A 13614-nucleotide genomic window follows, 5' to 3' on the forward strand; every position below is an offset into this window, starting at 1 on the left:
GGTGTCGAGCCGGCTTGAGTCATGCCGTACTTCCGAACGGCTGGTGTTACGCGACACCCCCCGCCAGCGCGGCGAGCAGCAGCAGCGCGACGATGTTGGTGATCTTGATCATCGGGTTGACCGCGGGGCCGGCGGTGTCCTTGTACGGATCGCCGACCGTGTCGCCGGTCACCGCCGCCTTGTGCGCCTCGCTGCCCTTGCCGCCGTGGTTGCCGTCCTCGATGAACTTCTTGGCGTTGTCCCACGCGCCGCCGCCGCTCGTCATCGAGATCGCGACGAACAGCCCCGAGACGATCACCCCGAGCAGCATGGCGCCGAGCGCGGCGAAGCCGGACGCTTGCCCGGCGACCAGCGTGACGAGGAAATAGACCGCGATCGGGCTGAGCACCGGCAGCAGCGAAGGCACGATCATCTCGCGGATCGCGGCGCGGGTGACGAGATCGACGGTGCGCGCGTAATTGGGGCGGCTCGTCCCGGCCATGATGCCCGCGTTGGTGCGGAACTGTTCGCGCACCTCCTCGACCACCGCGCCCGCCGCGCGGCCGACTGCGGTCATCCCCATCGCGCCGAAAAGATACGGCAGCAGCGCACCGAGCAGCAGTCCGACGATCACATACGGGTTGGACAAGGTGAAATCGACGGTAAGCCCGGTGAAATACTCGCGCAGATCATTCGTATAGGCGCCGAACAGCACGAGCGCGGCGAGCGCGGCCGAGCCGATCGCATAGCCCTTGGTCACCGCCTTGGTGGTGTTGCCGACCGCATCGAGCGCATCGGTGCGCTGACGCACGTCGTCGGGCAGCCCCGCCATTTCGGCAATGCCGCCGGCATTGTCGGTGACCGGGCCATAAGCGTCGAGCGCCACCACCATCCCGGCCTGCGCGAGCATTGCGGTCGCCGCGAAGGCGATGCCGATCACCCCGGCGAGCTGATAGGCGGCGATCACCGCGACGACGATCACGATCGTCGGCATCGCGGTCGATTCGAGGCTGACGGCGAGCCCCTGGATGACGTTGGTGCCGTGGCCGGTTTCGGACGCCTTGGCGATGCTGCGCACCGGGCGATACTGCGTGCCGGTGTAATATTCGGTGATCCACACCAGCAGCCCGGTGACGGCGAGGCCGATCATCATCGACCAGAACAGGCTCATGCCGGTCACCCCGCCGGTCGCATCGGGATCGAGGAAGCCGTTCGCGCCGATCGGTGCGGCGAGATCGCCGAGCGTCCAGCGTGTCGCGAGATAGATCGCGGGTACCGACAGCAGCGCCGAGGTCCAGAACCCCTTGTAGAGCGCGCCCATGATCGTGCCCTTGCCGAGCCGAACCGCGAACGTGCCGAGAATCGACGTGACGATGCACACTCCGCCGACGATCAGCGGCAAGGTCATCAGTTCGAGCAGCCGGTCGGCGCTGCGGAAGGCGAGCGCGATCGAGATCATCGTCACGCCCAGCGTCACGACATAGGTTTCGAACAGATCGGCGGCCATGCCGGCGCAATCGCCGACATTGTCGCCGACGTTATCGGCGATCACCGCCGGGTTGCGCGGATCGTCCTCGGGGATGCCCGCCTCGACCTTGCCGACCAGATCGGCGCCGACGTCGGCGGCCTTGGTGAAGATGCCGCCGCCCAGCCGCGCGAAGATCGAGATCAGCGACGCGCCGAACGCCAGCGCGGTCAGCGCCTCGACGATGATGCGGTCGGCGGGCGCGTGATGCGCGACCGCGACGAGATACCAGAAGAAGCCCGAGATCGCGAGCAGTCCGAGCCCGGCCACCAGCATACCGGTGACCGCGCCCGAGCGGAAGGCGAGGGTAAGGCCACCTTGCAGCGAGGTGCGCGCCGCCTCCGCCGTGCGGACGTTCGCGCGCACCGAGATGTTCATACCGACATAGCCCGCCACACCCGACAGCACCGCGCCGATCAGAAAACCGATCGTCGAGACGATGCCGAGCGAGACCGCGAGGATGATCGCGACGACCAGGCCAACGACGGCGATGGTGCGATATTGCCGCCCCAGATAGGCTTTCGCGCCCTCCTGAATGGCGGCGGCGATATCCTGCATCTTGTCGTTGCCGGGCGGTGCGCGCAGCACCTGCGCGCTGGTGAGGACGCCGTAAGCGACGGCGATCAGGCCACAGATGATGGCAGCATAGACGATCGTCATGCGTATCCTTCCCCTAATGTCGGGGGCGGATGGTCGGCTGCGTGGCCGCCTCCGTCCTCTAAGCCGTCAAGGTATAGGGGCGTATGGGGCGTTGGCAACCGGGGACTATCGCCCGTGCAGATACCCCAGTCGCGCCGGCAAGGGCACCGTCGCGCCGCCATCGACCAGCGTCAGGCCCGCGCCTGCGGCGAACCGCCCGACGGCGGTCGCCGCCACCGGTGGTGGCGGGCCGGGCGGCAGCGCGAACAGCAGTTCGTAATCGTCGCCCGCGATCGCGGCGGCGAGTCGCGCGCCGCGATCGTCCCCGCGCGCGCGCAGCGCGTCGGACAACGGAACGGCGGCGAGATCGATCTCCACCGCCAGCCCGCTCGCCGCCGCGAGTCGCTCGGCGTCGATCAGCAGGCCGTCGGACACGTCCATCATCGCATGCACGAGCGACGCCAGCGCGCGGCCTTCGGCAAGGCGCGGTTGCGGGCGGCGATAGGCGGCGAGCAACGCCGCCGCGCCAGGCTCGCCGCGCGCGATGGCGAGTCCGGCGCCGGCATCGCCGATCGTGCCGGTCACATAGAGCATGTCGCCAGCTTGCGCGCCACCGCGTCCGGGCACCACCAAGCCGCCGGCGCCGAGCGCGGTCAGGCCGAGCACGCGCGCGTCCCCGGGCGGCTGCGCGACGGTATCGCCGCCGAGCAGGGGGACGGCGAATGCCGCCAATGCCGCGCCGAGCCCCGCGACGAACGCCGCGTCCCATGCCGCGTCCCCCGTCAGCCCGTATCCCATCAACACGCCGACCGGGCTTGCGCCCTTGGCGGCGAGATCGGACAGGTTCACGGCGAGCAGCTTCCACGCCACATCCGCAGGCGGATCGGTGGGCAGAAAATGAACACCCTCGACCAGCATGTCGTGGGTCAGCACCAGCGACTCGGCCGAGGGCATCGGCAGCACGGCGGCATCGTCGGTGAGCCGGCGTGCCGCCGGATCGCGGGCAATCGCCCGCAACGCATCGATGAAACCGCGTTCGCCAGCGGGATCGCTCGTCATCTCGCCCGGCCCCGTGCGCGCACGACCGCGTGAAGCACCGTTCTACGCTGCGGGATTATCGCGCCCATCCGGCGAGCCAGTCGGCCAGCCCTTGCGGGGTCATCGAGCGCGCATCGGCGAGCGCGGCGGTGCGGCCGGTGTTCAGCAACGCATCCGTCCTGGGATCGACGATCAGCACGCTCGGCACACCCTTGAGGCGTTCGGTGATCCCATAATGCGCGGGGATGTCGAGGTTCTTGTCGAATCGACCGACATCGACCTCGACGATCTCATATCGGCGGGCGAGCCATGTCTTGAGTGTCGGCACGTCCATCGTCCCGGCGAGAATGCGGCAATCGAGGCACCAATTGCCGCCGAGGTCGATCAGCAGCAGCTTGTGGCTGGCCTTGGCGCGCGCTTTGGCAGCGGCGACGACGGCCTTGGCGTCGGCCTGCTCATCGTACGGGAGCGGCAGCGGCTTGGCGAGCTGTTCGAAGCTCGTGATCGGCATATGCGGTGCCGGCGCGGCGAATGCCGGGCCGGCGAGCAGAAGGGCTGAGGCGATGAGCGTGCGAAAGGCCATGGCAATTCCTTGAAATCCCATGCAGCATATCGGAATTAAGGCCCGCGCCAAGCCACAAAAAACCCGGCGCGCCGCGAGGCGCGCCGGGTCTTTGTCATCGCGAAACCGAAAAGGTCAGGCGATCGAGGTGAGGTTCACCGCCGCATACTTGCCGCGACGATCGACTTCGAGTTCGAACTCAAGCCGGTCGCCCTCGTTGAGCGTCGACATGCCGCCGCGCTCCACCGCCGAGATGTGGACAAAGGCGTCGGGCTGGCCGTCATCGCGCTGAATGAAGCCGAAGCCCTTCATCGCGTTGAAGAACTTGACCGTTCCAGTCGACTTCTCACCGGTCAACTGACGCTGCGGGCCACCGGCGCCGCGCGCGCCGCCCGGCGCCGCGTCCCGATCACGCGGCGGGCCGCGGTCGGTGACGGGGAGGGGCTCGCCTTCGATCTTGAGATCGGTCGCCGAGATACGGCCGCCACGATCGACGAGGGTGAAACCGAGCGGCTGGCCTTCCGCCAGGCCGGTCAGACCCGCCTGCTCGACCGCCGAGATGTGAACGAACACATCCTCGCCACCGTCGTCGCGCACGACGAAGCCGAAGCCCTTCTGGCCGTTGAAAAACTTTACGACGCCCGTGCCTTCGCCGACGACCTGCGGGGGCATGCCGCGGCCACCGCCACCACCGCCGCCGAAGCCGCCACCACCGCCGCCGAAGCCGCCACCGCCGCTGCGGAAGCCGCCACCGCCGCCACCGCCGAAGCGATCACCGCCGCCGCCGAACCGATCGCCGCCGCCGCCGAAGCGGTCGCCGCCGCCAAAGCTGCTGCCGCCGCCGAAATCATCGCCGCCGAAACCATCGCGCTTATCGCGTCCGCGCCCGCCACGATCTCCGCGGCGTCCTTTATCGAAACTCATGCCCTGTTCGTCTTCCCGGCTCGTCCGAAATCACCATCTGAAAAACCGTGCGTCGGACGAGAACGCAGGTCTTCGGGCACCAACCAAGTGCGCCACCGACACTACCTACCCTAAAAAAAACCGCGCTGCGAACAAATTCGTCCAAATTGCGGCATGATGTGTTCGAGAAGGCTGAAACACTGTGGCGCGGACGGCACAGCGAGGGGCTTTTTGTCTTTTCGGCGATCGCACGGCTCAAGGCGATCGGTTCGGTCGAACGGGATATGTCGGGCGTGGCGTCGGCGGTGCGACTCCGCCTGGCGTGCGGCGGGCATTGAGGCGCGAGCATATCCCCGCTAGGGCCGGGCGATGACCGTTCATCTCCACGAAGAAGACCTGCCCGAAGGCGTGTTCGCGCCCGGTGCCGACATCGCCGTCGATACCGAGACAATGGGCCTCATCACGCCGCGCGACCGGCTTTGCGTGGTCCAGCTTTCCGATGGTGGCCCGGACGAGCATCTCGTCCGATTCTCGCCTGGCAGCGACTATGCGGCGCCCAATCTGCGCGCGTTGCTCGCCGATCCGGCCCGCGTGAAGCTCTACCATTTCGGACGTTTCGATCTCGCCGCGATCCGCCATTATCTCGGCGTGACGGCGGCGCCGGTCTATTGCACCAAGATCGCCTCGCGGCTGGTGCGCACTTATACCGACCGTCATGGCCTCAAGGAGTTGGTGCGCGAACTGCTCGGCCAGGACATTTCCAAGGCGCAGCAATCGTCGGACTGGGGTGGACCGGTCCTGAGCGACGCGCAGAAGGATTACGCCGCCTCCGACGTGCGCTTCCTGCACGCGCTGCGTGAGGAACTCGACCGCCGGCTCGCCCGTGAGGGCCGTACCGCGCTGGCGCAGGCGTGTTTCGATTTCCTCCCGTCCCGCGCCGAACTCGATCTCGCCGGCTGGCCCGAGATCGACATCTTCGCGCATATCTGAGGCGTCGATGGCCGTTTCCGCTCTCCCCCCGCGAACCGCGCGCCAGGCCTGGGCAGCGCCGGGCGGCAGCCACGATCGTCTCATCACGATCCTGCGCTTCGTGCTGCCGATCGCGGTCGGGGTGCTGGCGGCATTCCTCGTGATGATGCCGCTGGCGACGGGTGGCGAGGTCAGCTTCCTGCTCGACAAGAACAAGGTCGAGGTCGCCAAGGAGCGGCTGCGGCTGCAAAGCGCGCTGTATCGCGGCACCGACGGCAAGGGCCAGCCGTTCACGCTCACCGCGGGCTCCGCCGTGCAGAAGAGTTCGGCCGAACCGATCGTGCGAATCGACCAGCTCGCCGCGCGGCTGCAACTGAGCGACGGGCCGGCGCGAATCGTCGCGCCGCAGGGCCGCTACGATATGGACAATCAGCGCGTGACCTTGGTCGGCCCGGTCAACGTCGTCGCCGCCGATGGATACCGGCTCGATACGACCAATTCGACGATCGACCTCAAGACCCGCCAGATGCGGAGCGGCGGCGCGGTCACCGGCACCGTGCCGCAGGGCGCGTTCAGCGCCAAGCAGCTCAGCGCCGATCTCGAAAACCATATCGTGCGGCTCGATGGCAATGCCCGCTTGCGGATCGTTCCGCGAAAGACGAAGTAGCGCGCATGCGCCTGCTCCTGTCTTCACTCCTTGCCCTCACGCTCGCCACGCCCGCGCTGGCGCAGCAACGGCACAATTCGGACGCGCCGATCGATTTCGGCGCGGACCATATCGAATTGCAGGACAAGGCCAACCGCGCGATCCTGACCGGAAACGTCTCGGTCAAGCAGGCCGAGATGACGCTCACCGCCGCGCGCATGACCGTCGCCTACACCGGGCAGGTGGTCGATGGCTCGCCGCAGGTGTCGCGGCTCGATGCCGCCGGCAACGTCGTCGTCACGCGTCCCGACCAGACCGCGCGCAGCCAATATGCGATCTACGATCTCAACCAGCGCACGATCCTGATGATGGGCAACGTGACGCTGACCCAGGGCGGCAACGTGACGCACAGCCAGCGGCTCACGCTCAACCTCGCCGAGGCCCAGCCGCATGCGACGCTTGGTGGCGGGCGCGTGACCGGCACCTTCTCGGTGCCGAAGCGCAACTGAGTCGCCGGTTTCTCGCCGATATCGGCCCTGCCGCTTTCCTCACGGGCGCGAATGCGGCATGAATATGCACGAAGCCTGCCAAGCGCCGCACCGTTCCCGATGCGGTACCGCCATGATGCGAGCACTGGACCAGAGATGAGCGATACCACCACTCTCGAAGCCGCCCGGCCGATCACCGAACAGCCGGTGATGCGCGGCCTCTCGGTGGTCTCGATCGCAAAATCCTATGATAAACGGCCGGTGCTGACCGACGTGTCGGTCACGGTCGGGCGCGGCGAGGCGATCGGGTTGCTCGGCCCGAACGGTGCCGGCAAGACGACCTGCTTCTATTCGGTGATGGGGCTGGTGAAGCCCGATTCGGGCCGGATCATGCTGGATGGCGAGGATATCACCGGGCTGCCGATGTATCGCCGCGCCATCCTCGGCCTCGGCTATCTGCCCCAGGAAACCTCGATCTTTCGCGGTCTGTCGGTCGAGAAGAACATCATGACCGTGCTCGAGCTGAGCGTGGCCGATCCCGCCGAGCGTCGGCAGCGGCTCGACACTTTGCTCGACGAGTTCGGGCTGACGCGGCTGCGCGAGTCGCCGGCGATGGCGCTGTCGGGCGGCGAGCGGCGCCGCGCCGAGATCGCGCGCGCGCTCGCGGCGAACCCGTCGATCATGCTCCTCGACGAGCCGTTCGCGGGCATCGATCCGCTGTCGATCGCCGATATCCGTGATCTTATCCGCGAATTGAAGCAACGCGGCATCGGCGTGCTCATCACCGACCACAATGTCCGCGAGACGCTCGAAATCGTCGATCGCGCGTACATCATCTATGATGGCCGCGTGCTGTTCACCGGATCGCCCGCCGAACTCGTCGCCGACGCCAACGTGCGCCGGCTGTATCTCGGCGAGGGCTTCTCGCTGTAACCATGCCGATCGCCTCCTTCCTCGTCGCCCCGGCGCAGGCCGGGGCCGCCGGGTTTGGGGCAACCGGCTGGCAAGATCACGCAGGGGCCCCAGCCTGCACCGGGGCGACGAAGCCGTGAGTCTCGCCCCCCGCCTCGATCTGCGCCAGTCGCAATCGCTGGTGATGACGCCGCAGCTCCAGCAGGCGATTCGCCTGCTCGCGCTGTCCAACCTCGAAGTCGAAGGGTTCATCGCCGAGGAGATCGAGAAGAATCCGCTGCTCGAATCGGGCGCGCCCGACGAGGACGGCCCGGCGCAGGAGCGCGACGCCGAGGCGCCGCAGCGCGACGAACCGGCCAGCGCCGATGAGCTACTGCTCGCCGGCGGCGGCGAGGCCGAGTCGCTCGATGTCGATTTCGCGACCGAAAGCTTCCATCACGACAGCGCCGCCGATCTGGCCGGGGGCGGGATGGACGGTGCGCTCGGCCTCAACGGGGCGGGCACGGGTGCGGGCGGCGAAGACCTGCCCGATCTCGACGGTTTCGCCAGTGCCGCCATCAGCCTGGCCGATCATCTGCTCGCGCAAGCGGGCGCGACCATCGACGGCGCCGACCTGTTCATCGCCGCGCATCTGATCGACCAGATCGACGAATGCGGCTATCTCACGGTGTCGCTGCTCGAAATCGCCAACCGGCTCGGGGTGCCGCTCGCGCGGGTCGAGGCGGTGCTGGCGACGATCCAGACGTTCGATCCGACCGGTGTCGGCGCGCGTGACCTCGCCGAATGCCTCGTCTTGCAGGCGAAGGAAGCCGACCGCTACGATCCCTGCATGGCGCGGCTGATCGATCATCTCGATCTCGTCGCGCGCGGCGATCTCGCCCGGCTGAAGCGGTTGTGCCAGGTCGATGACGAAGATCTCGCCGACATGATCCGCGAACTGCGCGGCTACGATCCCAAGCCCGGCTGCCGTTATGGCGGAGAGCCGAGCCAGGCGGTGGTGCCGGACCTGTATGTCGCACGGCGCAAGCAGGGCTGGGCGATCGAGATCAACGCGGCGACCCTGCCGCGCGTGCTCGTCAACCGCAGCTATTATGTCGAGCTAAGCGCCGCGCGGGGCGATCGCGCGTCGAAGGCGTGGCTGTCGGACATGCTCGCCAGCGCCAACTGGCTGGTCAAGGCGCTCGACCAGCGCCAACGCACGATCATCAAGGTCGCGAGCGAGATCGTGAAGCAGCAGGAGGCGTTCTTCCTCAAAGGCGTCGCGCATCTCAAGCCGATGACGTTGCGCCAGATCGCCGACGCGATCGAGATGCACGAATCGACCGTCAGCCGCGTGACCAGCAACAAATATCTGAGCTGCGCGCGCGGGCTGTTCGAACTCAAATATTTCTTCACCTCGGCGATCCAGTCGGCCGACGGCGGCGAGGCGGTGTCCGCGCAGGCGGTGAAGGCCGCGATCAAGGCGCTGATCGCGGGTGAGGGCGACAAGATCCTGTCCGACGACACGTTGGTCGAACTGCTTAATGCCAAGGGTTTCGACATCGCGCGCCGCACCGTGGCGAAATACCGCGAGGCGCTCGGGATCGGATCGTCCGTCCAGCGCCGCCGCGCGCGGGCGCTGGAAGGGACGAGCTAAGTCACTTGCCGGTTTTGCTGGGCTGATCCGTGACCTTGATCCCGCTACTTTGCATCAAATCGGCCAGCTTTTCCTTGTCAATGTATTGGGTGAAACGGCCCATTGAATCACTGACGGTCGCGTCGCTAACGAGCGACTGCATGGCGACCTGCCCCAGCAATTTAAAGCCTTCTTGCACCGCGTTGATGCCGTCGTATTTTAAAGCATCGGCACTTTGCTGGCGACAATCAACGAGTATTAGCCGATCGAACACGGCAGCCATCGCGCGGTCGTGGGCGTCATGCTGGGCTGTCGTTACCTTCGCCATGTCTTGAATCGCCGGGCTTGCCGACAACGCGGCAAAAATCCACTGGATTAGCCCTGCCTTATCTTGATCTGAAGTTTTGGCGACGAGGCACTTGCCAAGGTCGTCCGAATAGACGCTCGCGCTAGCGCTTGACGCGAGCAGGAAGCTGGCCCCGAGTGTTGCAGCCGCATACAAAATCTTCATGTCCACGTCCCCCCTGATGTGAGGAACTATGCCAAGGTCAGCCGACAGCCGCTAGGCCACGCGAAAATTTTGGCGAGGATAATTTGGAGGGTGATTGTCTTGAGCGATCCTCTCAATCGTCCTCGTCCTCATAGCCGTGGAGCGCGAGCGCCTTGGCGCGGATCTGGTGAGTCGCGCACCAATGGACCAGCGCTTCCTCGCGACCGTGCGTGACCCACACTTCCTGCGGCGCGATCTCCAGCAGCGTCGAGGTCAGCTCGTCCCAGTCGGCATGGTCGGACAGGATCAGCGGCAGTTCGACCCCGCGCTGCACCGCGCGCTGGCGTACCCGCATCCAGCCGCTCGCCATCGCGGTGATCGGATCGGGCAGCCGCCGCGACCAGCGATCCCCCAGAGCGGAGGGCGGCGCCATCACGATCCGCCCGGCGAGATCGGCTTTGCTCGCTTCGGTGGCGGGGCGAAGCTCGCCGAGCTGGACGCCGTGCGCGACGTAGAGATCGCACAATTTCTGAAGCGCGCCGTGCAGGTAGATCGGATCGTCGAAACCGCGCGCGCGCAGTTCGGCGATCACGCGCTGCGCCTTGCCGAGCGCGTAGGCGCCGACCAATACGCAGCGCGTCGGGTTGGCGCGTAGCGCGGCGGTGAGCTTGTCGATCTGGTCGCCGGTCTCGGGATGGCGGAACACCGGCAGGCCGAAGGTCGCCTCGGTGATGAACACGTCGCACTTGGTGGGCTCGAACGGCGCGCAGGTCGGGTCGGCGCGGCGCTTGTAATCGCCCGAGACGATGATGCGCTCGCCGCGATGCTCCAGCACGATCTGCGCCGAGCCGAGCACATGCCCCGCCGGCACGAACCGCACGGCGACGTCGCCGAACGCGATCGCTTCACCATAGCCGACCGGATGCGCGGTCTGCGCGCCGTAGCGCGCGTCCATGATCGCGAGCGTCTCGGGTGTCGCCCACACCACGCCGTGCCCGCCGCGCGCATGGTCGGCATGGCCATGCGTGACCAGCGCGCGCTCGACCGGCTGCGACGGATCGACCCACACGCCAGCGGGCTTCACGAAGATGCCGTGCGGTTGCGGATCGATCCAGTCGCCGAGCTTTGCCATCGTGCCTATATGGGTGGGATGCGGCTTTGTTCCCACTCACCCTCACCCTTCCCACGTGCCTTTGGCACGTGGGCCCCTTCCCTCTCCCATTCGGAGAGGGAAGGAGGAGCGAAGCGACGGAAGGGTGAGGGCGACTGGCGTTGAACCTTCCCCAACCCCTCACCACCTGGTTCGCCGAGCGCGGCTGGGCGCCGCGCCGGCACCAGACCGATATGCTCGACGTCGCCCGCGATGGTCGCCACGGGTTGCTCGTCGCCACCACCGGCGCGGGCAAGACGCTCGCCGGGTTCCTGCCGACGCTGGTCGATCTGATCGAGCGCTCGAGCGAGGGCCTCCACACGCTCTACGTCTCGCCGCTCAAGGCGCTCGCGACCGACGTCCAGCGCAACCTGCTGAACCCCATCGAAGAGATGGGCCTCGACATCCGCGTCGAGACTCGCACCGGCGACACGCCCTCCGATCGCAAGGCGCGCCAGCGCATCCGCCCGCCGCAGATCCTGCTCACCACCCCCGAATCGCTGAGCCTGCTGCTGTCCTATCCCGACAGCTTCACGATGTTCGAGACCCTGCGCACCATCGTCGTCGATGAGGTCCATGCCTTCGCCACCGGCAAGCGCGGCGATCTGTTGTCGCTGTGCATGGCGCGGCTACAGGCGATTGCGCCGGCGCTGCGCCGCGTCGCGCTGTCCGCGACGGTGGCGGATGCCGAAGGCTATCGCGCCTGGCTCGCGCCCGATGGCGACATCGATCAGGTCGCGCTGGTACACGGCGAACCCGGCGCGCCGCCCGACATCGCGATCGTGCTGCCGCAGGGCAAGGTGCCCTGGGCCGGCCATTCCGGCCGCTACGCCGCCGAACAGGTGATGGCGGAAATCGCCGCGCATCGCACCACGATCGTGTTTTGCAACACGCGCAGCCTCGCCGAGTTGATCTTCCAGGATCTGTGGAAGGTCAATGCCGAGAGCCTGCCGATCGGCGTCCACCACGGCTCGCTCAGCCTCGAAGCGCGCCGCAAGGTGGAAGGCGCGATGGCCGACGGCAAGCTGCGCGCGCTGGTCGCGACCTCGAGCCTCGATCTCGGCGTCGATTGGGGTGATGTCGATTGTGTGATCCAGATGGGCGCGCCCAAGGGCTCGTCGCGGTTGCTCCAGCGGATCGGGCGCTCGAATCACCGGCTCGACGAACCGTCGCAGGCGCTGATCGTCCCCGGCAACCGCTTCGAATATCTCGAAGGCCGCGCCGCGCTCGACGCGGTCGAGGCGGGCGAACTCGATCCCGACATCTTCCGCCCCGGCGCGCTCGACGTGCTCGCGCAGCACGTCATGGCCTGCGCGTGTGCCGCGCCGTTTTCGCAGGCCGCGATGCTCGACGAGCTGCGTTCGGCCTTGCCCTATTCGGCCCTGACCAAAGCGACGTTCGATCAGGTGCTCGGTTTCATCCGCGACGGCGGCTATGCGCTCAAAGCCTATGACAAGTTCAAACGGCTGACGCAGGGACCGGACGGGCTGTGGCGGGTCAGCCACCCGCAGTTCGTGACGCAGCACCGGCTCAACGCCGGCATCATCGTCGAAGCGACGATGCTGACCGTGCGCTTCAAGAACGGCCGCTCGCTTGGCAAGGTCGAGGAGGGGTTCGCCGCGACGCTCTCGCCCGGCGACACCTTCTTCTTCGCTGGCCTAAGCCTCGAAATGATCGCCACCAGCACCGAGGATCTGCTGGTCCGCGCCACCGCCAAGCCGGCGCGAATCCCGACCTATGGCGGCGCGCGCATGCCGATCTCGACCAACCTCGCCGACCGGGTGCGCGGCTTCCTCGCCGATTCAACCGCCTGGCACCGCTTCCCCGACGACGTGCGCGAATGGCTCGAGATGCAGGAACGCCGCTCGATCCTGCCAAGCCCCGGGCAATTGCTGGTCGAGACCTTCCCGCGCGAGGGGCGCAATTACATGGTCGCCTACAGTTTCGAGGGCTGGAACGCGCACCAGTCGCTCGGCATGCTCATCACGCGGCGGATGGAAACGCTGGGGCTGAAGCCAATGGGCTTCGTTGCCAGCGACTATGCCTTTGCCTGCCATTCGCTCGAACCCGTTACCGATCCGCGCGCCTTGTTCTCGGCCGACATCCTTGAGGACGAGTTCGTCGAATGGGTCGAAGGCTCGTCGCTGCTCAAGCGCGCGTTCCGCGAGGTGGCGGTGATCGGCGGGCTGGTCGAGCGCCAGCATCCCGGCAAGCGCAAGACCGGCAAGCAGGTGACCTTCTCGACCGACCTGATCTACGACGTGCTGCGCAAATACGAACCCGGCCATCTGCTGCTGCGCGCCGCCTGGGACGATGCGCGCGCGCGGATGACCGATGTCGGGCGACTCGGGCATTTGCTCGACCGCGCCGCCGCGACGATGGTGCATGTCGATCTGGATCGGGTCTCGCCGCTGGCGGTGCCGGTGCTGACGCTGATCGGCCGCGAACGCGTCGCGCAGGGCCATGCCGACGACGCGCTGCTGATCGAGGCGGAAGCGCTGGCGGGCGAGGCGATGCGTTTGGACTAACGCACCTTCCCGTTCGTGCTGAGCGCAGTCGAAGCACGTGCCCAACCGGGAAGGCCGGTGTGTCTGGCACGTGCTTCGACTGCGCTCAGCACGAGCGGATTGGAAATAGCAGCGTCCCCGACTCCCGTTGGCCCAAATACCGGCGCTTGGGAAATGTGCTTCGGCAGACT

General features: G+C 67.1%; 12 protein-coding genes. 6 read left to right on the forward strand and 6 right to left on the reverse strand.

Annotated elements, in window-relative coordinates; translation table 11 throughout:
- Positions 1–46 precede the first annotated feature (46 nt).
- The 4 genes from BLS81_RS09960 to BLS81_RS21240 form a co-directional block, all read right to left on the reverse strand.
- Positions 47–2164 (reverse strand): sodium-translocating pyrophosphatase, encoded by a 2118-nt coding sequence (locus tag BLS81_RS09960; RefSeq protein ID WP_093223476.1) that lies wholly within the window; start codon positions 2162–2164, stop codon positions 47–49.
- 105 nt (positions 2165–2269) lie between these two features.
- Entirely contained in the window at positions 2270–3202 is a 933-nt protein-coding gene (gene thiL / locus BLS81_RS09965; protein WP_093223477.1) for a thiamine-phosphate kinase, read from the reverse strand.
- 55 nt (positions 3203–3257) lie between these two features.
- The gene (locus BLS81_RS09970; protein ID WP_093223479.1) at positions 3258–3764 is read right to left on the reverse strand and encodes a thioredoxin family protein; all 507 of its coding nucleotides are present in this window, start codon (positions 3762–3764) and stop codon (positions 3258–3260) included.
- Positions 3765–3878: 114 nt separating this feature from the next.
- A complete protein-coding gene (locus tag BLS81_RS21240) occupies positions 3879–4667 on the reverse strand; it encodes a cold-shock protein (RefSeq protein ID WP_093223480.1) in 789 nt (262 codons plus the stop codon).
- A gap of 348 nt (positions 4668–5015) precedes the next feature.
- Here BLS81_RS21240 and BLS81_RS09980 point away from each other — a divergent pair, with 348 nt between their 5' ends.
- The 5 genes from BLS81_RS09980 to rpoN all read left to right on the forward strand — a co-directional run bounded on the left by BLS81_RS09980 (position 5016) and on the right by rpoN (position 9297).
- On the forward strand, positions 5016–5636 hold the full coding sequence (locus BLS81_RS09980) for a ribonuclease D (protein ID WP_093223482.1): 621 nt from the start codon (positions 5016–5018) through the stop codon (positions 5634–5636).
- 7 nt (positions 5637–5643) lie between these two features.
- Complete coding sequence (gene lptC, locus BLS81_RS09985) at positions 5644–6282, forward strand: LPS export ABC transporter periplasmic protein LptC (protein WP_093223483.1); 639 nt, start codon at positions 5644–5646, stop codon at positions 6280–6282.
- Between the two features lie 5 nt (positions 6283–6287).
- Complete coding sequence (locus tag BLS81_RS09990; RefSeq protein ID WP_093223485.1) at positions 6288–6770, forward strand: LptA/OstA family protein; 483 nt, start codon at positions 6288–6290, stop codon at positions 6768–6770.
- Positions 6771–6905: 135 nt separating this feature from the next.
- Positions 6906–7682 (forward strand): LPS export ABC transporter ATP-binding protein, encoded by a 777-nt coding sequence (gene lptB / locus BLS81_RS09995; protein WP_176787115.1) that lies wholly within the window; start codon positions 6906–6908, stop codon positions 7680–7682.
- Positions 7683–7797: 115 nt separating this feature from the next.
- A complete protein-coding gene (gene rpoN / locus BLS81_RS10000) occupies positions 7798–9297 on the forward strand; it encodes an RNA polymerase factor sigma-54 (protein WP_093223486.1) in 1500 nt (499 codons plus the stop codon).
- Between the two features lies 1 nt (position 9298).
- On the opposite strand, the gene BLS81_RS10005 is transcribed toward rpoN, so the two are convergent.
- Both BLS81_RS10005 and BLS81_RS10010 read right to left on the reverse strand, forming a co-directional pair.
- Positions 9299–9787 carry a hypothetical protein gene (locus BLS81_RS10005; protein WP_093223488.1) on the reverse strand — a complete coding sequence of 163 codons (489 nt, stop codon included), beginning with the start codon at positions 9785–9787 and terminating at the stop codon, positions 9299–9301.
- A gap of 112 nt (positions 9788–9899) precedes the next feature.
- Positions 9900–10898 carry a ligase-associated DNA damage response exonuclease gene (locus BLS81_RS10010; protein WP_093223489.1) on the reverse strand — a complete coding sequence of 333 codons (999 nt, stop codon included), beginning with the start codon at positions 10896–10898 and terminating at the stop codon, positions 9900–9902.
- 140 nt (positions 10899–11038) lie between these two features.
- Between BLS81_RS10010 and BLS81_RS10015 the strand changes: the two genes are divergently transcribed.
- A complete protein-coding gene (locus tag BLS81_RS10015; protein WP_371128268.1) occupies positions 11039–13444 on the forward strand; it encodes a ligase-associated DNA damage response DEXH box helicase in 2406 nt (801 codons plus the stop codon).
- The last annotated feature ends 170 nt before the right edge of the window (positions 13445–13614 follow it).

The sequence above is a fragment of the Sphingomonas sp. NFR15 genome (genome assembly GCF_900103265.1).
GTDB classification, from domain to species: Bacteria; Pseudomonadota; Alphaproteobacteria; order Sphingomonadales; family Sphingomonadaceae; genus Sphingomonas; species Sphingomonas pollutisoli.